The sequence below is a fragment of the Flavisolibacter ginsengisoli DSM 18119 genome, assembly GCF_900129295.1.
GTDB classification, from domain to species: Bacteria; Bacteroidota; Bacteroidia; order Chitinophagales; family Chitinophagaceae; genus Flavisolibacter; species Flavisolibacter ginsengisoli.
Genome location: NZ_FQUU01000005.1, coordinates 216543 through 235199 on the forward strand (window position 1 = coordinate 216543; position 18657 = coordinate 235199).

20 protein-coding genes are annotated in these 18657 nt (G+C 43.0%); 8 read left to right on the forward strand and 12 right to left on the reverse strand.

What is annotated here, in order from left to right; genetic code table 11:
* Positions 1 to 26: 26 nt before the first annotated feature.
* From BUA53_RS08315 to BUA53_RS08335, 5 genes are read right to left on the reverse strand one after another with little or no spacing between them, the layout of a single operon-like run.
* On the reverse strand, positions 27 to 788 hold the full coding sequence (locus BUA53_RS08315) for an ABC transporter ATP-binding protein (RefSeq protein WP_072834897.1): 762 nt from the start codon (positions 786 to 788) through the stop codon (positions 27 to 29).
* A complete protein-coding gene (locus BUA53_RS08320; RefSeq protein ID WP_072834898.1) occupies positions 781 to 1707 on the reverse strand; it encodes an ABC transporter ATP-binding protein in 927 nt (308 codons plus the stop codon). The genes BUA53_RS08315 and BUA53_RS08320 overlap by 8 nt, the downstream gene beginning before the upstream one ends.
* Complete coding sequence (locus BUA53_RS08325) at positions 1704 to 2648, reverse strand: HlyD family secretion protein (RefSeq protein WP_072834899.1); 945 nt, start codon at positions 2646 to 2648, stop codon at positions 1704 to 1706. The genes BUA53_RS08320 and BUA53_RS08325 overlap by 4 nt, the downstream gene beginning before the upstream one ends.
* Before the next feature lie 10 nt (positions 2649 to 2658).
* Positions 2659 to 3957 carry a TolC family protein gene (locus BUA53_RS08330; protein WP_245793061.1) on the reverse strand — a complete coding sequence of 433 codons (1299 nt, stop codon included), beginning with the start codon at positions 3955 to 3957 and terminating at the stop codon, positions 2659 to 2661.
* A gap of 4 nt (positions 3958 to 3961) precedes the next feature.
* The gene (locus tag BUA53_RS08335) at positions 3962 to 4573 is read right to left on the reverse strand and encodes a TetR/AcrR family transcriptional regulator (RefSeq protein WP_072834900.1); all 612 of its coding nucleotides are present in this window, start codon (positions 4571 to 4573) and stop codon (positions 3962 to 3964) included.
* Positions 4574 to 4795: 222 nt separating this feature from the next.
* Here BUA53_RS08335 and BUA53_RS08340 point away from each other — a divergent pair, with 222 nt between their 5' ends.
* Positions 4796 to 6382 carry a sensor histidine kinase gene (locus BUA53_RS08340; RefSeq protein WP_072834901.1) on the forward strand — a complete coding sequence of 529 codons (1587 nt, stop codon included), beginning with the start codon at positions 4796 to 4798 and terminating at the stop codon, positions 6380 to 6382.
* 153 nt (positions 6383 to 6535) lie between these two features.
* Positions 6536 to 6931: a response regulator gene (locus tag BUA53_RS08345; protein WP_072834902.1), complete on the forward strand. Its 396-nt coding sequence runs from the start codon at positions 6536 to 6538 to the stop codon at positions 6929 to 6931.
* Between the two features lie 184 nt (positions 6932 to 7115).
* On the opposite strand, the gene BUA53_RS08350 is transcribed toward BUA53_RS08345, so the two are convergent.
* Positions 7116 to 8597, reverse strand: coding sequence for a sensor histidine kinase (locus tag BUA53_RS08350; protein ID WP_139256380.1), 1482 nt, complete (start codon positions 8595 to 8597; stop codon positions 7116 to 7118).
* Positions 8598 to 8690: 93 nt separating this feature from the next.
* Between BUA53_RS08350 and BUA53_RS08355 the strand changes: the two genes are divergently transcribed.
* The 3 genes from BUA53_RS08355 (at position 8691) to BUA53_RS08365 (ending at position 11256) form a co-directional block, all read left to right on the forward strand.
* Complete coding sequence (locus tag BUA53_RS08355; RefSeq protein ID WP_072834904.1) at positions 8691 to 9965, forward strand: NfeD family protein; 1275 nt, start codon at positions 8691 to 8693, stop codon at positions 9963 to 9965.
* 9 nt (positions 9966 to 9974) lie between these two features.
* Complete coding sequence (locus BUA53_RS08360; RefSeq protein WP_072834905.1) at positions 9975 to 10757, forward strand: slipin family protein; 783 nt, start codon at positions 9975 to 9977, stop codon at positions 10755 to 10757.
* Between the two features lie 268 nt (positions 10758 to 11025).
* Complete coding sequence (locus tag BUA53_RS08365; protein WP_139256381.1) at positions 11026 to 11256, forward strand: hypothetical protein; 231 nt, start codon at positions 11026 to 11028, stop codon at positions 11254 to 11256.
* Between the two features lie 108 nt (positions 11257 to 11364).
* Here the strand turns inward: BUA53_RS08365 and BUA53_RS08370 are convergent, their stop codons facing one another.
* The 4 genes from BUA53_RS08370 to BUA53_RS08385 all read right to left on the reverse strand — a co-directional run bounded on the left by BUA53_RS08370 (position 11365) and on the right by BUA53_RS08385 (position 14271).
* Complete coding sequence (locus BUA53_RS08370; protein WP_072834907.1) at positions 11365 to 12645, reverse strand: cryptochrome/photolyase family protein; 1281 nt, start codon at positions 12643 to 12645, stop codon at positions 11365 to 11367.
* Positions 12646 to 12748: 103 nt separating this feature from the next.
* The gene (locus BUA53_RS08375; protein ID WP_072834908.1) at positions 12749 to 13336 is read right to left on the reverse strand and encodes a DUF6642 family protein; all 588 of its coding nucleotides are present in this window, start codon (positions 13334 to 13336) and stop codon (positions 12749 to 12751) included.
* Positions 13337 to 13440: 104 nt separating this feature from the next.
* Positions 13441 to 13722: a hypothetical protein gene (locus tag BUA53_RS08380; protein WP_139256382.1), complete on the reverse strand. Its 282-nt coding sequence runs from the start codon at positions 13720 to 13722 to the stop codon at positions 13441 to 13443.
* Between the two features lie 198 nt (positions 13723 to 13920).
* Positions 13921 to 14271, reverse strand: a complete 351-nt coding sequence (locus BUA53_RS08385) for an ArsR/SmtB family transcription factor (protein WP_072834910.1) — start codon at positions 14269 to 14271, stop codon at positions 13921 to 13923.
* Between the two features lie 679 nt (positions 14272 to 14950).
* Between BUA53_RS08385 and BUA53_RS08390 the strand changes: the two genes are divergently transcribed.
* The 3 genes from BUA53_RS08390 to BUA53_RS08400 are packed head-to-tail and all read left to right on the forward strand — an operon-like array spanning position 14951 to position 15899.
* On the forward strand, positions 14951 to 15250 hold the full coding sequence (locus BUA53_RS08390) for an RNA recognition motif domain-containing protein (protein ID WP_262494392.1): 300 nt from the start codon (positions 14951 to 14953) through the stop codon (positions 15248 to 15250).
* Positions 15240 to 15518: a hypothetical protein gene (locus tag BUA53_RS08395; RefSeq protein WP_072834912.1), complete on the forward strand. Its 279-nt coding sequence runs from the start codon at positions 15240 to 15242 to the stop codon at positions 15516 to 15518. Before BUA53_RS08390 ends, BUA53_RS08395 begins: the two co-directional genes overlap by 11 nt.
* 21 nt (positions 15519 to 15539) lie before the next feature.
* Entirely contained in the window at positions 15540 to 15899 is a 360-nt protein-coding gene (locus BUA53_RS08400) for a hypothetical protein (protein ID WP_139256383.1), read from the forward strand.
* Positions 15900 to 16118: 219 nt separating this feature from the next.
* Here the strand turns inward: BUA53_RS08400 and ligD are convergent, their stop codons facing one another.
* A complete protein-coding gene (gene ligD, locus BUA53_RS08405; protein WP_072834914.1) occupies positions 16119 to 18170 on the reverse strand; it encodes a DNA ligase D in 2052 nt (683 codons plus the stop codon).
* Positions 18171 to 18359: 189 nt separating this feature from the next.
* Positions 18360 to 18657, reverse strand: a 298-nt coding sequence (locus BUA53_RS21010) for a transposase (RefSeq protein ID WP_139256384.1), incomplete at its 5' end; no start/stop codon positions are given.

The following is an 18657-nucleotide window of genomic DNA, read 5'->3' on the forward strand; positions in this document are numbered from 1 at the left end:
CGTTTAACCCCAATTGTTAGAAAATGTTATGCTGTTTTTACTTCATCGCCATTTCTTTTTGCTTTGCGTGCCAGTTGCAGGAACACTTCATTCATGCTCGACGCATTATAGGTTTGTTTTAATGCAGATGGTGTGTCCAGTGCTTCTATTCTGCCATCCACCATAATGGTCACCCGGTTGCAATATTCAGCTTCGTCCATATAGTGGGTAGTTACAAATACGGTGATGCCTGTGGCCGCAGCCTCGTAAATAAGGTTCCAGAATTCACGACGGGTTACGGGGTCAACCCCACCCGTTGGCTCATCAAGGAATACAATACGTGGCTCGTGAAAAACAGCCACAGAGAAGGCCAGCTTTTGTTTCCATCCAGGTGGTAAGGAGCCTACCAGTTTATTTGCCTGGTCTTCCAGGTGCAGTTGATGCAGCAACCTGGCCGTTTTATCTTTAATGAAGGCATCGCTTTTTCCATAGATACCCGCATAAAACCGGATATTTTCTTTGATGGTCAGGTCCTCGTACAACGAGAACTTCTGGCTCATATATCCTATGTTTCTTTTCAGGCCTTCCGTTTGTTTATACACATCAAATCCTGCAACAAAGGCCTTCCCCGAAGTGGGCATCGATAAGCCACAGAGCATGCGCATGGCAGTGGTCTTACCAGCGCCGTTGGCGCCGAGAAATCCAAAGATCTCACCCCTCTGTACCTCAAAGGAGATAGCATCTACTGCGGTGAAGTCACCAAAGCGTTTGGTCAGCTGCTCAACGTGTATGATAGATTGTTCATTCATGCGGGTATTGCATTAGTTGCATGAAACAATCTTCAATAGAAGGAGGGACAGTTTGGATGTAAATTTCTGTATGTCCCTTGCTTGCTAGAAATGATTCCATATTGACAAGCGAATAACCATCCTTCATAACTGCATGGTGGCTCTCTCCGAAAGAATACACATCTTCTATTTCCTTAAAGGAGCGCAGATCCTGTAACAATCGAAACATATCGGCTGACCTGACAGCAAGGATAGTTTTTTTGAAAGAATCCCTGATCTCACCGGGGGTGCCAGTGGTCATAAATCTTCCTTCCTGCATTAAGGTAACCCGGTCGCAAAGGGACGCTTCGTCCATATAGGGCGTTGAAACCAAAATGGTGATCCCCTGGGCTTTTAGTTTACTGAGCATATCCCAGAACTCTTTTCTTGACACGGCATCCACCCCAGTTGTGGGCTCATCCAAAAACAATACGACGGGTTTGTGGATAAGGGCGCAACAAAGCGCCAGCTTTTGCTTCATACCCCCGGATAACTTTCCGGCCCTACGTTTCTTAAAAGGCTCTATCTGTACATAGATATCCCTGACAAGATCATAGTTTTCGGCAAGGCTGGTTTTAAAAAGCGTGGCAAAGAATTCCAGGTTTTCTTCCACTGACAGGTCCTGGTACAAAGAAAACTTCCCGGGCATGTAGCCCACCTTATTGCGAATAGCCTTATAGTCTTTTACAATGTCCGAGCCATCAACCGTGGCAGTTCCTTTATCGGGAAGCAGCAGGGTGGTCAGCATGCGAAATAGGCTGGTCTTACCTGCACCATCAGGACCAATAATGCCAAACAATTCTCCCCGCGACACTTCAAATGATACATTGCGGACAGCTTCAACAGAAGCTTTTCCGCTTTTATAGTGTTTGTGCAACCCATATGCTTGTACAGCACTCATGGCGCCGGGTTTGGAAATTTTACCTCCCCATACATGCCAATTTTCAGGTAGCCGTCATTGGGCACCCTTATTTTTACCGCATATACCAGGTTGGCCCTTTCTTCTTTTGTCTGGATGGTCTTTGGAGTAAATTCTGCCTTGTCTGATATCGATGTTATGGTTCCCTTATACATGCGATAACCTCCTTTGCCATCATCAATACCCACATTTACCTGTTGGTTAAGCCTTAGTTGTGAAAGCTGGCTCCCTGTTACATAGGCTCTTAGTGTCATTACAGAAAGGTCCGCTATCTTATATAAGGGCTTACCGGCCGTGGTTACCTCTCCCTGTTCGGCGTATTTGGTGAGCACTATGCCGTTGGTGGGGTTGGTGATCCTTGCCCTGGATAATTGTTCTTCCACCAGGGCTACCTGTTTCTCCAGGGGTGCTTTTTCACTCAGGATGCCGCGGTTCTGCGTGGCTACATTGGAACGTTGCACGGCTATCTGCTGGCGGGTCACTTCCATCTGCCGTTTGGTAACCTCTATTTGAGAATTGATATCATCCAGTTGCTTGCCGGTGGCTGCATCAGCTTTTACCAGGCGTTCTATCCTTTCTTTTTCATGTGCCAGGTTCTTTAATTGCGCCTGTTGAACCGCTAACTGGTTATTGAGCAGTTGTACCTGCGGGGCCACGGTTTGTGTTTTTTCTGAAAGGGAATGAATGGTGGCATTGACCTGGGCTTTTTGCAGCGACAGGGAGCTGGAATCAATGGTACCCACCACTTGCCCCGGGGCCAGAGAATCGCCTTCATTCACTGAAAAATTCAGTAGCTGCCCGTTAACCTGTGATGACACCACCACTTCGTCGGCTTCAAAACTACCCGAGGCATCAAATTCCTTTTTGTTGGAATGACAGGAGAAAATGAAGGGAACCAGAGATAAAAAAACAATACGCTTCATAAAAGCCAGTTTATAATTTACCCGATATGATTAGATAGTTTACCTGTGCCTGCAGCCATTGTAATTCATGAAGGATCATTGCCTGGCGCGCACTATCTTCTGCATTCACCTGGATCAGGAAATCATTCGAGGTGATTACAGCATTTTCCAATTGGGCCTTTGCCGATTCTGTCACCTGGCGGCGGAGCTCTATGATCTCTTTATCTGTGGCCAGCAAGGCTTCATACTTATCTATATCTGCCTGCTGTTGCTGCAACTGCGAACTGGTATTCAATAAAAATGTCTGCTTTTGAAGGTCAATAGTTTGCTGGCTGATGACTGCCAGCTTTTTTTCCCTGCCCGATGTATACAGGCCACCCAATGGCCAGTTTACCTTAAAGCCAGCTATGTAGAAGGGTTTAAATTCATTGGAAAGCAGGTTGAGCCCTGGCCTTCCATAGCCACCCTGGAAAAAAGCATTGGCCTTTGGCAGGTTCCTTGACCGGATCAGATTTCTTTGTCCCGCCACCAGGTCCGACTGGCTTTGAAATAATTGTAATTCAGGCCGAAGCAGCAAGGTATCAGCAACCCAGGTCCCGGGAGGTTTTTGCAGGTGAAGGTTTACTGGTAATGGCTGCCCGATGTAAATGGAAAGCATTTCCAGCAATCCTTTCCTGGCAGCAGTTATTTCTATGTTCTTTTGCTTCACTTGCAGCCGTTCTGCCTGCAACACCAATAGGTTGGAGCGCAACATGTTTCCATTCTGCACCTGGGGTTCCACTTTGGCTATGCCTGCCTGGATGTTTTTTGATACCAGCTCATTCTGTTTCAGTAGTTCTTCCTGCAATAACACATTAAAGTAAAGCTGGTTGATCCTGGTCTTCAGTCCATATAACTCCACCTCCACTTTATTTTGCTCCACAGCCGTATTGAGTTGCTGTATCTCTTTTTGCGTTTTTACCATTCCACCGTCGTATACCAGTTGTTCCACCCCGGCTACCATACGGTATTGGTCCTTTTGCGGGGAGGGAATGCTGAATCCAGGTATTGGCAGGGAAAGGCCTGTGACATCTGATTGGTAAGTGGCCTGCCCGCTGATGGTTGGCTGCGGCAGGAAGGCGGTATTTATATTTTGAGTAGAGAGGTTTTCTGTTAATTGCACCAGGTCTTTTTGTCCCAGCATGGGATAATGGCTTTGTGCCAGCTGAATAGCCTCGGACAATGAAAGACTTTCCCTTCCTTGTGCCTTTAACAGTTGCGGAGCCAGGACGACCAGTATCAGTGGCACCATTTTCATTAACCGGGACAACCATTTTGATATCAGGGGCATACCATCAGTTTTTAATGGATTCTATAATGAGTTGGGGCACCAGCTTTTTTCTTTCTTCCATCAGGGCCCTGAAATTTTTTGCTTCCATTCCTGTAAGCAACTGTATCATAGGGGAGGCCAGGAATGGAAATATGCAGAGAGACAACGTATTCAATAGTAATTGCAGGGGATCTATAGGTTTAATGAGACCTGCCTTTGTTTCCTGTTCTATCTGTTGTAATAGTTTTTCTACAGGAGGTCTTGTATTGCCCAGCACCTTTTTCAAAAAGGCCTGGGGCTGACGGTTTACTTCATTCAAGATAAAAATGGGAACGTAGGGTGTTTTGATCTCCTGGGTTATATAGGTGTCGCAAAACTTTTCGATCTTGGTAAACAGTGTATCATCCGATTGAAAGATGCTAAATATGCGTGGGAGCATGGAGGAGGCTACCTCCAGGAATATTTGTTCAAACAGTTTATCCTTGCTTCGGAAATAATAATGTAGCAAGGCTTTATTGATCCCCGCCTCGTCGGCTATATCCTGCATGCGTGCACCGTCCATACCCTTGTTAAGGAATATTTTGCGGGCTGCCGCCAGGATCTTTTCTTCGGTTGATCTGTCACGGGTATTAACCATAAGATTTAACCAATTGGTTAACAAAGTTACTAAGGAAACCGGCAATATGAACTAATGCCCCATGGTAAATATTTCAAAAGGAATATTTATCTAATTTAAGTATTTTTCCTATGTGATAGAATGGCTGAAAACCATTGATAATACTGCAATTGAAGTTTAGTAATAGTGTAACGCACAACGGACTTACTTTTACAAACCAGGGAAGAGCCCGGATAGAGCATTATGCTGGACGAAAAAATTCATATTGACCGTGAAAGTTATCGCCTGTTAGTTCAAAGCGTTGAGGATTGTGCCATTTTTATGATCGATGTCAGTGGTCATATCATCAGCTGGAACAAAGGGGCAGAGAACATCAAAGGCTACACCGCATCTGAAGTCATTGGCAAGCACATATCCATTTTTTATACTCCGGATGAATTAGAAAATGATGAACCAGAGCGAAACCTTCAACTGGCCAGGGAATTGGGACAGTTTGAAGTGGAGGGTTTACGTGTTCGTAAGGACGGTTCAAAGTTCTGGGCCAGCGTTGTTTTTACGGCCTTGAGAGATCCACAAGGTAAACTGGTAGGTTTTGGAAAAGTTACAAGGGACATTACCAGGAGGCACAAGGCTGAAGAAGAGATCAAGCGTCTGAATGCTCAACTGGAAAACAGGCTACAGAAAAGTCAGTCTGAGACTTCTTATTATAAATATGCTATTGATGAGTCATCTATAGTGGCTATAACTGACCAGAAGGGCGTGATAAAGCATGTGAATGAGAATTTCTGTAAGATCTCTAAATATGCCCCTGAGGAATTAATGGGCCAGGACCACCGGATCATTAATTCCGGTTATCACTCCAAAGAGTTTATTCGTGACCTATGGGTAACTATCGCAAACGGGAGGATCTGGCGGGGAGAATTGAAGAATAAGGCTAAAGACGGATCTTTTTACTGGGTAGATACCACTATTGTTCCTTTCCTGGATGAAAAGAGCAAGCCATACCAGTATTTAGCCATCAGGTCTGATATCACGCAACGCAAGCTGGCAGAAGAAGAAATATTACAGATCAATGCGGACCTGGAAAATAAAGTCACAGAAAGAACCCTGGAGCTTACCGAAGCATTAAAAAGAGAACAGGAGCTGAGTGAAATGAAATCCCGTTTTGTATCCCTGGCATCACATGAGTTCCGCACTCCTTTAAGTGCTATACTTTCCAGCATTTCACTGGTAGATCACTATAAAACAACGGAACAGGAAGAGAAGCGGAAGAAACATATTGACCGTATAAAAGCATCTGTTCGCAACCTTACCGATATCCTGGATGATTTTCTATCCCTGGATAAGTTGGAACAGGGTAAGACAGAAGTGATATGCCAGGAAATAAGCCTGCCGGAATTTATTAAAGATATAGTGGAGGAAATGGAAGGTATGGTGAGGAAAAAGAATCAAAATATCCATGTAAATTTCAATGGACCAGGAGAGGTATACCAGGACAAAAAGATCTTGCGCAACATATTACTCAACCTGCTTTCCAATGCTGTAAAGTATTCTCCCGAAGGAAAAGATATTTATGTGGAAGTAGATGAAAAAGGCGACCAGGCCATTTTTTCTGTCAGGGATGAGGGAATCGGTATACCCGAAGAAGCGCAGAAAGAGCTTTTCGGCAAATTCTTCAGGGCCAGCAATGCCTATGCGATCCAGGGAACCGGGCTGGGATTGAATATCGTAAAAAAATACGTAGAACTCCTTGGAGGAGATATCTCATTTGTAAGTAAGGAGAATGAGGGATCTACTTTTACAGTTGAGATCCCCAAAGTAAATGATTAGCCCGCCCATGTCTATATCTTTCTTCTAAAATTCTGATCATCGTCTTAAAAGGTTCACAACGAATTCTTAAAAGCCCTTTTTACTGTCCATAGTTAGACAAAAGACTGATTAAACTCATTATTTTCTCTTGCGGGGAAAAGTAGTTTTGTTTTTGTGAACAATATTCTGATCATAGAGGATAACAGGGAGGTAAGAGAAAATACAGCGGAGTTACTGGAACTCAGTAATTACAAAGTATTTACTGCTGCCAATGGTTATATTGGCTATGAGCTGGCAAAAAAATACCAGCCCGACCTGATCCTTTGTGATATGATGATGCCCGAAACTGACGGGAATGCTTTTTTACAATTAGCAAAGGAAGACGGTAACCTTGCTGGAATTCCTCTTATATTTTTCACGGCAGGATTTCCTAGTCCTGAAGTGCGCACCCGCATGGTAAATGAGGGACATCAATTCTTATTCAAACCCTTTACCGAAGAAGCCTTGCTGGGCACTATCCAAACCGGCCTGGTTAAAAAGAACAACCATTACAATTCCATCAGTCTCTGATCTTTTACCTTTCCTCAGATGCCATATTTTTCTCTATGTCTATAAACAGGTGGCCATTCCTTGTGCCCGGGCAAAAAAATAGGGCTCAAGGTAGAAACCTTAGCCCGTTTATAATCCGTACCCTATGAAAACTGATTTAATAACAGCAATAATTGTGCTATACTTATTAAAATATCTTCTTTATTTATATTTTATTATAAGGAAAGTAGATTTCAAACAAAGTGCCCCTGTTGACCTTACTTGTAGCTCTTATAAATCCATTGTGGTTTTCTATTATTTTTTTGCAGATGGTAAGTCCGATGCCTGTACTTTCATCGCTCTGGCTGGTATGTACCCGCTGAAATAATTGAAAGATCTTTTCTGCATAGGTTTGTTCAAATCCCAGGCCGTTGTCCTTGAAAACTATTCTATAGTACTGGTTGGCCTTTGTAAAACCAGCCTTTTTAATCTTTGTTTTATCAATCAGCGAACTTTCTATGGTTATGCTTGGTGCCGTACCAGATTGTTTATACTTGAGGGAGTTGAGAAAAAGATTCTCAAAGAGCTGTTTTAGCTGGAAGGGAAGTCCCCTGATCACAGGCAGGGTTTCAGTATACACACTGGCCTTAGTTTCTTTAATTTCCTCAGCCAGGTTTTCCTCTACCTGTTTAATGATGGTATTGAGGTCAACGGCTTCAAAATCTGCAGTGGGCTTTGTGCTGTGTGAATACAGCAACAGGTCGTCAAGGAGGTTTTGCATCCGCTTTACAGAATTATGTATCCTTTCAAAATAGGACCTGTGCTTCTCCGTTAGGTTTTCACCGGCCTCCTCGGCCACAAGATTGGAATACGTGGTTATTTTTCTTAACGGTTCTTTCAGATCGTGGCTGGCTATGTAAGTAAAGGAATCCAGTTCCTTGTTGTACAATTCCATTTCGTGGTTCTTTTGCCTCAGCTTCCCATTTACAATTCTCAGTTTTGCCAGTAACTTCCTGGTGCGTAAGAGTTGCTTCATGGTTCTGTCATAAAAGAAAATGAGGATGCTCAGTGCCGTTAGTATGAGTATGAAAGCATAAAAGGGCGCCAGCAAACTATGTTTTCTTTTAATACGCTCTCTTTCTGACAATAGCTTTTTTTCAATATCCTGTACGGCTGCGATATGTTGGCGGATATTGTCCATGGAACTGGCACTGGCCAGGAGGTGCATTTTTCTGGTCTCAGCACTGATGCCTTCCATACTGTATTGCTCTATTACTGTGTTGAAGTTTCGGAAACGGATCCTGACAAAAGTTTCAAGCGCATCCAGGTTCTTTTGTTGTTCTGCATTATTATGGGTGAGATTATGTAATTGTTTTAATAGGTTTTCGGATCTTTCATTAGCCCCTTCCATGGGTTTTAAAAACCCTGAGTCTTTCGTCAACAGAAAACCCCGCTGGGCTATTTCAGCATCTTTCAAGGTGGAGAGTACCTGTTCCAGTTTTAAGTTGACAACAGTTGCTTCATTGACCTGGTTATAGGAAGTAATAAGGTCTTTTACCTGTGCATATAATATAAAGGATAATATTAGCAGTATGCAGGCGGTGGCTATAAAGATCAGCCTTGCTAACCGGGTGGACAGTTGCATGTTGGTGGTTTTCAATGAAGAAAAAGGTTGCCAGTTCCGGTCTTCTGCTCTATTGCCGCTCACATAGGCCAGTTCGCTTCCACCTCCTGAGCAAATATTAAACCAATTACAACTATATAGTATGGTTGCACTTTCTTTTTTGTAAATTACAGTATTGTGAAAGCAATCCTTTTACTGTTCTTTTTTTCTATTCCTTTTGTGTTACCAGCGCAAAAAGTAATGTCCATTACAATTGATGGGACCATTAACCCCGCCTCGGCCAGCTTTATTGAAAGAAGTATCCAAAAAGCAGCGAATCAGAATGCACAATGCCTGTTAATCCATTTAAATACTCCAGGGGGGTTATTAAAATCAACCAGGGTCATAGTAGGCACCATATTGGACGCACCTTTACCCATAGTTGTCTATGTTTCTCCCGGTGGAGCCCATGCCGGTTCCGCAGGTGTATTTATTACATTGGCGGCACATGTGGCTGCCATGGCGCCGGGCACTAATATTGGTGCTGCCCACCCGGTATCAGAAGGTCAGATGGATACGACCATGAACGAGAAGGTAACCAATGATGCCGCTGCCTTTGTGCGCACCATTGCTGAAAAGAGATCACGCAACATAGCCTGGGCGGAAGAAGCCGTACGTAAAAGTGTATCACTGACTGGCAGCGAGGCCGTGCAACAAAGAGTAGTGGATCTGCTGGCTACAGATACACGACAACTGCTGGAGCAGATTGATGGCCGAACAGTAGAACTCACTAACGGAACTGCCACTTTACACACCCGCGCAGCTTCCGTCGAACCGCTGGAAATGAGCTTTTCTGAAAAGGTACTCAATATCATCAGTGATCCTAACCTGGCCTATATGCTCCTGATGCTGGGATTTTATGGATTGCTTTTCGAGTTATATAATCCGGGTGCCATCTTTCCGGGTATTGCCGGTGTTTTAGGACTCGTATTGGGTCTTTATGCACTGCATACATTGCCAGTGAACTATGCGGGCCTTGCCCTGATCATCTTTGGGATCATACTCTTTCTGCTTGAAATAAAGATCACCAGCCATGGCCTTTTAACTATCGGGGGCATCGTTTCCTTATTACTTGGATCACTGATGCTGATCCGCGATGATACCGCCTTTCCTATTCTTAAAATATCCACCACTGTCATCATCTCCACCACTGCTGTTACTGCCTTGTTCTTTTTATTCGTAGTAGGAGCTGGCATCAGGGCCCAGCGTGGCAAGCCGGTCACGGGCCTTGAAGGATTTATCGGGGAAACAGGGATAGTGCTGGAACCTTTGGACCCATTGGGTAACGTAAGGGTGCATGGGGAAATATGGCAGGCTCAGTCCATTACAGGGCGTATTGAAGCTGGAGCAAAAATACGCGTGCTTTCCATGAAAAACTTTCGCCTCACTGTCGAACCTCTTCAAACCACTTAATGAAAGAATATGCAACAGTATCCCATTGTGCTCATTGTAATCGTTGTCTTTGCACTGATCATTTTAAGTAATGCCATTCGCATACTCCGCGAGTATGAACGGGGTGTGGTGTTCCGGCTGGGGCGCCTGGCTGGCAGGGACGGCGTTAGAGGTCCCGGCCTGATACTTTTAGTTCCAATCATTGATAAAATGGTGAAGGTGAGCCTGAGAACAGTGGTATTGGATGTGCCCCCACAGGATGTCATTACGCAGGATAACGTTTCTATTAAAGTAAATGCCGTTGTTTATTTCCGGGTGATAGAACCTCAAAAGGCTATTGTGCAGGTGGAGAACTTTCTCACTGCTACTTCGCAAATTTCCCAAACCACGCTTCGCAGTGTATTGGGACAATCAGAGCTTGACGAGATCCTTTCTAAAAGGGATAAGATCAACCAGCAATTACAGCAGATCATTGATGCCCATACAGAACCATGGGGCATTAAGGTTTCGAATGTAGAATTGAAACAGATTGACCTGCCGCAGGAAATGCAACGTGCTATGGCCAGGCAGGCAGAAGCTGAAAGAGAAAGACGTTCAAAAGTTATATCCGCCGAAGGTGAGTTCCAGGCTTCACAGCGTCTGGCAGATGCCGCGGAAATACTTGGCAGCCATCCAAGTGCACTAACACTGCGCTACCTTCAAACACTGGTTGAAATATCCTCGGAAAATAATACCACCACTATTTTCCCTGTGCCTATTGACCTGTTGCAGGCCTTTGTCAAAGGTGGTAAGGTTGATAAACTAACAAGCTGATTACATGTAAGCTAAGATGTAATAAAAAGTATTAGAAAGGCATGATATTTCCTTCGTTGCATTTCTCATTATAATGAATGCGGGAAGAGGTGACGTAAGTACCAGGATTTATCACAAACCTCTGCAGTTACAGCAGTTTACCTTAGCTCTCATTATAATTATTGCTTATAGAAATAAGTAAAAACCACTAGCGCTCTATATTCGTCTGGTAGAAATGATGTCCGTGTTAAAGGAGTCATTAATTTGTGTCACTATCCTATTCCAGCCTATGAAAACTTCTTTTACAAAAAGGCGGCTTCTGTCCGCGGCTGCCATTGAAACAGCCTCCGAACAAATTATCATGCAACATATGGGTCTCAGTGATGAAGAATACCAGGAAATTACCCAGGTATATGGTGTAAGTGCCACAAAGCTATTGGAACTGATGAAGCTTAGTAAGTATAACTTCATCTTCCCCTCCAAAACCCCTGGTCAATGTGACTACAGGTGGAAAAGCTGATATGTATTTTTGCCCAAATAGTCTTCTATAACATGCGCCCTATGTGTGATCAGAATGGTATGCCTTCCTGATGCATTCCAGGGGTTTCAACCGCGGGTGGGTTTCATTCTATTTCTCTAATCCTTTTTTATACACCTCCAGCGCACGTACCCTTGCCATTTCATGGTTCACCATCGGTTCGGCATACTCAAAGCCATCCAGTTCAGGTACCCATTGCCGGATATACATTCCGTCCTTATCAAACTTTTTTGCCTGTGTCATGGGATTAAAGATCCTGAAGTAGGGAGTGGCATCGCATCCGGTTCCTGCCGCCCACTGCCAGTTACCATTGTTGGATGCCAGTTCATAATCCAAAAGTTTTTTGGCAAAGTAGGCTTCACCCCATTGCCAGTCTATCAATAAATGCTTGCAGAGGAAGGAAGCTGTTACCATACGCACCCTGTTGTGCATAAAACCGGTGGCATTCAGCTGGCGCATGCCGGCATCTACCAGCGGGTAACCTGTTTGACCACTACACCATTTCTCAAATTCAGCCTCATTATTCCTCCACTGAATTCCGTTGTACGCTCCCCTGAAATTTTGATGTACCACATGGGGAAAATGAAACAGGATCTGCATAAAGAATTCACGCCAGATCAATTCACTCAGGTAAGTAGCGTGGATAGGTTTCAAACTGGAAATTACCTGCCTGATGCTTATTGTTCCAAACCTCAGGTGTGGGCCAATGTGAGAAGTTGAACGTGAGGGAAAATCACGGTTGGCAGCATAGTCATCCAAAACAGTAGTATCAAAACCGGGCACTTTTATTATAGACTCACGGAAACCAATATCCGTGATCCGTGGCATAGGAAACCTGCCCTTGTAAAATCTATCCCATTGAATAGGCTTGGATTTTAATGCGGATGAACGCTCCAATGACTGTAACCATTTATTCTTGTAAGGCGTAAATACAGTGTAGGGTCTTCCATCATCTTTTACCACTTCACCTTCTTCGAATATCACATGGTCTTTATAGCTATGAAATGGAATGCCGTTCTTACTGAGAAGGGCTTCAATAGCTGCATCCCTTTTCCTGGCATAGGGCTCATAATCCTTATTGGTGAAGACCTGCGCTATATCGTATTCGTTGATCAACTCTTTCCAAACAGCCAGGGGATCACCTTTTTTGCAAAGCAATGAACTTCCTTCTTGTTCCAGTTGCTGATGTATATGCTCCAGCGAATGAAATATAAAGCTTACCCGGGCATCATCCTCCGGCAATTCCTTCAATATGTTTTCGTCAAAAATAAAAAGGGGAAGCACCGGGAATCCTGAGGCCATCGCCTGCAGCAGGGCTGTATTATCCTCCAGTCTCAGGTCTCTTCTCAACCATAGTATTGCCAGCTTCATCTGCTATGAAACAAATTTGTAGCGGTAAAGTTGGGGGGAATAGAAGAATAGGTTGAAAAGTTGATAAGATGTGATAGGTTAGGTTATCAGGGATCTTAGTTGATCATTTCTCATAGATCAATCTAAAACCCAGCTCTCTTGCCAGTTTGCCATAGTATTGCTTCACATCCTGCTCCACCAGGTACATCTTTTGGTATTGCTGGCAAAATTGGAAATAGAGCAGGTCCAGGAAGGTGCTTGGCATGAAATCAATGCTTTTTTCATAGCCAGATACGGCCAGTGCACCTGTAGTTTTCAGGAAGCGGTTCAGTTGTGGCTTTTTTACTTTCAGTGTTTCACAGCTTCCAAAATGAATGATCTTGTTTTGAGCTTTACCCTGGAGCATTTCTGCTATAACATCAATAGAGATAGTGGATCTTTTTCCTACCTGCAATATCCCTTCGTGGCCATGGAAGGCCAGGTAAACAATACTATACCGCTCATACTTTCTGAATATCGATTCTTTCAAAAGTGTTTCAAATTCTGGCAAGGAAGAACATTGCCTGTGTATATGCAAAACATGTTTTTTGGAGAAGGAATTATGTTCCAGGAATTCCAGGCCAGTCTTTATACTTCTCTTATCACGGAGATCATGTGTCCAGTTACCTTCAATGCAGTAAATGTTCTTGTGTTTGGCCTTGGCTATTTTCATAGGAGCGAAAATGTAAAATTAAAAGTCAAAAGTAAAAAACTGATTGGTTGATACAGGTGTTTTTATCCCAGGTAACCACCCGATTCCTGGTTCAAGACTGTAGTTTATTCTTGGTCCAGGTCGATATCAATATCATTGATGTCCACGATTTCCTGTTTCACCCGGGCCACCTTTTTCAATGATTCTATAAGCAGGTCAACGTTCCTGTCCCCTGTTTCTTCAAACATTGCTACTTCAAGGTTGATGACCTCACCAACATCGTGAAGCCTGGAAAGATCATCATAAGGACCTTTAAAACCAACATTCACCATGGCGGTAAATAGCTCTATCTCAACTCTATGTAATGTGCGCACTGCCTCTTCCAGTGCTTCGCGGTAGTCAGTCATGGGCATGGATGTAAAATAAGGATTTATCAGGGCTTCCTATACTTGTGCTGAACTTACTATAAAATGCAGGGGAAATATTAACTCTAACAATCTGTTTTTACCTGTTCATTTAAAGCCAGGTATCCCTGGCTCTATATTTCAAAAGTGCCTTCTAAGATCTCAAGGGTTCCGATCTGTTTCACCAATTACAGCATCCCATCAATTAGCCATTACATCAGATATAGCCAAATTGTTATTTGAAGAATGCAATAGTTGTTTGGTAAATGCATCAACTTCGTCAAAGCGTGGATAATTTACCGTGTAATAAATAAACTTTCCATCTCTTTCAGTGTTCAGGAACCCTGACTTACGCAGAATGGCAAGATGTTGAGAAGCCACGGATTGCTCCAGGCGCAGCTTGACGTATATCTCTGTCACAGTAATCTTTCCGGCAGTATGTATCAGTTGTACAATCTGCTGCCTTAGTTTGTGATTGATAGCCCTTAAAACCATGGCAGCCTTTTTCACCTCAATCACATTAATGTTTAAGTTGTTCTCGTTAGTTTGCATATTCGTAGTTTAATTAATGTTTCAGTACCAAACTTAACATGTTATACATCGATTCAATGTGACATTTATCACAATAACGTGAAAATATAACCGGTTTTCTTAACCAATTGAATTTTGTTTAATTATTAAATACCCGTGATATAAAATGTTGAAACAACTCTTACTCCCGGATCGTAGTATTACGATATTTGTAATATTTTGAATTTTAACCAACTAACTGATTCTTACCTGAATTGGGAGGTTTAAAAAGCATATTATACAGCTATTTTGTTGATCATAGTCAATAAATACAAATAAATATATAAAGTACAGGCAATACCTGCCCCGATTCATAAATAACCAATTGATCTTATTGCAATTGTTATCATTATCAGTAAAAAATAGGTTAGATAAGTGGGGATTTTATTATTCTAATGTACTAATAAGGAAGAACCTTATTTTTTGTATGCAAGTGATCCTTTTTAAGCTTTAACCATAGGTAAAAAAACCCTGATAAAATTCTTGTTTTGTTTGATCTTTACCAGCTTCCATCTTCTTTAAGCCTTGTTAACTTATCAACTGCTACTTATTTCCTCGGAAATAAAGTGTAAATTTGGAGCATACTTTGAGTTTTTAGCAGCTTTGTTATTTCTTTCCCGGATGTTTTGAAGCCCTTCACAACTTTGCTATCTCAGATGGAATTAAAACATTTATGGTTATATATATTTCCAATTTAGGAAAAAAAGTTACAGTTGATTCTTTAGAATTGCTTTTTGCCACACATGGAAATGTTTCTTCTACCGAACTGTTAATCAATAAAACAAGTGGCGGACACAACGGAGAAGCACTTGTCGAAATGACACATGGCCACGAAGCTCAACACGCTATTTATAAATTAAATGGCAGCATTATTGACGGCCATATATTGGCTGTAACTACTATTAACCCTATAAGTATGGTTGATAGGTTAAAAAATAAATTAGGCAATTATGAATATTGAAGAAATCGAAAAGTTCCTTGCAAAGAAAACCACCGAGCAGAACAATTATGTAAAGATCACTTTTAAAAAAAGGGATGCTATCTATGGTTTGTTTATCAAGGACAGGGATTATAGCGACCTGAAGTCTAAAAATTTCTGGCGTATCGTTACCCGCACCCACTTCGATGCTTATAACCAGACTAAAAATGCTGGCCTGGCTAAGATCTTCTGTGGTACTGAGTTTCAACGACTCACGCCTCATGCAGAAGCATTTGAAGAAGAAGCTTAATTCATTAGAAATAATATAATCATGTATACAATGACCTGGGCCAAGTATTTGCCCGTTATTAAGATCCTTTTGAAAAAATCTTTATCTGCTGATCAAAGCCTGGCTATGAACAGCATTGATTTTCAAAAAGGTAATGTAGCCAAGAAAACAGGCTACTCATTTTCTTTCGATACTATTGGCGGACGAATCAGGAACAGTACTAAGAACAATGTTCCTGCAAAAGACCTGGCTGAAACATTATTACAGGATAGTACTGTGAAAGAATTATTATCCCGCGAAGATTTTCATCTTAGCATGGATTCCAAATTCAACCTGTCTATAAAGTGCCTGCCTAAAGAAGTGGAAGTATCTACTGAAATGGCAGAAGCTTCAGGACAGTAGGAACTATTACTTTAAAATTTTTGAGGAAGTCTTGTTGACTTCCTTTTTTGTTGGCTGCATAATACAATTCAATGTATTAATTAACATGGACATGTTAAGTTGTTCTTTGAATAAGCCGCCTTATCTTCTGGATTAATAAGAAGGAAAAGATTCTTCTATTCCTAATGCTTCTTTATTTGATATTCATTGTTCAATGTTCTGCGTTAACCTTCCATAATGCTAATGACCAATATTCTCCAGGTTCTTTATTGCTTTTTCTAAATTGATTCCTTTCCCGAGCACTCCTTTAAAAATATCGCCCTGCTCTTTTAGCCTTCCTACTGCGTTTCCGATATGAAAATCGGTGTTTCGCAGACCTTTTTTCACCTCCTCCCAGTGCAGCGGCATGGATACAGGGGCACCTGGCTTGGGGCGAAGTGAATACGGTGCAGCTACAGTTGCCTGTGGCCTGTTTTGCAGGAAATCCAGGTAAATGCAGCCCTTTCGATTGGCAGTTTTTCGCTCAATAGAAGTAAAGTCAGGTATTTCGGCATGCACGATCTTCATCAGGCTCCTTCCAAATTCTTTCGATGCTTCATAGCTGTATTTGCCGCCAAATGGTATATAAATGTGCAGCCCGGTAGAGCCTGAGGTCTTGGGCCAGGAAGGAACTTTAATATCGTCCAGGAGCGTTTTCACTACCTGCGCCGCCTGGATCACCTGTTCAAAATCGTTCTTGTCAGGATCAAGGTCTATAATGCACCAATCCGGATTATCAGGCGTATTCTTTTTACTGTGCCAGGGATTGATCTCTATGCAGCCCAGGGAAGCCATGTACAAAAGACTGGCCTCGTTAGTGCACACCAGGAACTCTTTTTCCCTGTTATCGGCATAGCTGAAATATGGAAAAGTCTCTATCCATTCCGGTGCCTTGCCCTTCACATCTTTCTGGTAAAAGCTTTCCCCTTCAATGCCGTGCGGGTGGCGGTTGAGCGTATGCGGCTTGTCCTTCAGATAGGGCAACATATACGGCGCCACCTGGAAGTAATAGTTGATCATGTCCCTCTTGCTTACTTCCTTTTTATACCCCTTGGTGGCTTTTGGCCAATAGATCTTACTCAGGTTCGTAAAGCGCAGTTCATGTCCCCCCACTATGCGGGTTTGTGATTCTTCCTTGGGATTTAACAGCGTTTTGCGCTCTTTTTTAGGAGGTGCTGTCAGGATCTTCTGGGTAGCCATCTTCGAGTCTTTCACCACTTCGGTAGTCTTTGCCGGGATCTCCCTTACCACTTTAGAAGGTTTTTTATCCTCCCTCAGGCCCTTGAATGAAGGTTGCCTGAAGGCCCCGTCGCGGGTCAGTTCCCGGTACGAAATTTCCGCGACCAGCCTGGGCTTCACCCATGTAACTTCGGCTTTTGGAGGGTTAGGTCGAAAGCGGGAAGGTTTGTTGTATTCAGGTTCTGTATCAAACTGCGACTTACTGGTCTCAAAAGGTTTTAGCTTTTTGATGATCAGTTCCTGCATCTTTTTATTGAAGCCCGTTCCTACAGGCGTAACGAAATTAAACTTGCCTCCTTCCATGATTCCCAGCAAAAGGGCGCTGAAAAGCTTATTGGTCCCTTCATTCTTTGTATAGCCACCAATCACAAGTTCCTGGCGCTTCTCTGTTTTTATCTTCAGCCAATCCTTACTCCGGGCGCCTGGTACATATACCGATCCTTTTTTCTTGGCCATTACCCCTTCCAGGTGCATCTGGTTAGCCTCTTTAAAGGCCTCTTCACCCGTGGCTGACAGGCTTTCACTCAACCTGACTGCCGGAAAACCAGGCATAATAGATTTCAATAGTTGCCTGCGTTCTTCCATGGGCAGGTCCAGCAGTGAGCGCCCCTCCAGCCACAACAGGTCAAAAGCATAATACACCAGGTGACCGTCCGCTTCGCTGCGCCATAGCTGCAGATCAGAGAAGTCAGGGAGACCCTGGTCGTTCAGTACCAGTATCTCCCCATCCACCAATGCATTGATGCCCCACTGGCCCATAGTATCATAGATTGGGTAGAATTTCTCATTAAAGGATTTATTATTACGTGAACGCAAATCCACATTTCCATTTTCCAGGTAGGCCAGTGCCCGGTAGCCATCCCATTTCATTTCATACACCCATTCTTCATCTTCAACGGGTTGTGTTACCAGGGTGGCAAGCATTGGTTCCAGGTCTTTCGGCATGGGGGCGGATTTTCCTTTCTTCCATATCAATTCCGCTGTTTTACTGAGTTTCAGGGCTGTTTTTGGCATCTTTTCCACCTTATGTTTGACTGTACTATTCAAAAACTAAACCGGGGGAATGAGTCCTGAGCCTGGAGAAATGGATAATGGAGCTAAGGAGGAGTCAAGGAGAAATTTTTCGAAATGAGTGTTAGTAAATTGAAAAGAACAAGCAAATGAAACGCTGTCTGCGGTCCAGGTTATGCTCAATTAACTGTGTCATTTTTTTAATAGTCTGTCTCCAAAATAGTTCATCAGTTCAGTTCTAACGGTTGACCATCCAAACATTTGTCCATGCCACTTGGTATTTGCATTTATGGTAGCCAGGTATATTTGTTTTACGATGGCATCTTCACTGCTAAAGGCTCCCTTTGTTTTAGTAACCTTTCTAACCATACGGTGATAGCTCTCAATGGGATTGGTGGTATAGATGATCTTTCTGATGGCTGGTGTGTAATCGAAGAACCTCGATAGCCTGTCCCAATTAGCTCGCCAGCTTTTAAAGACTATACTGTAT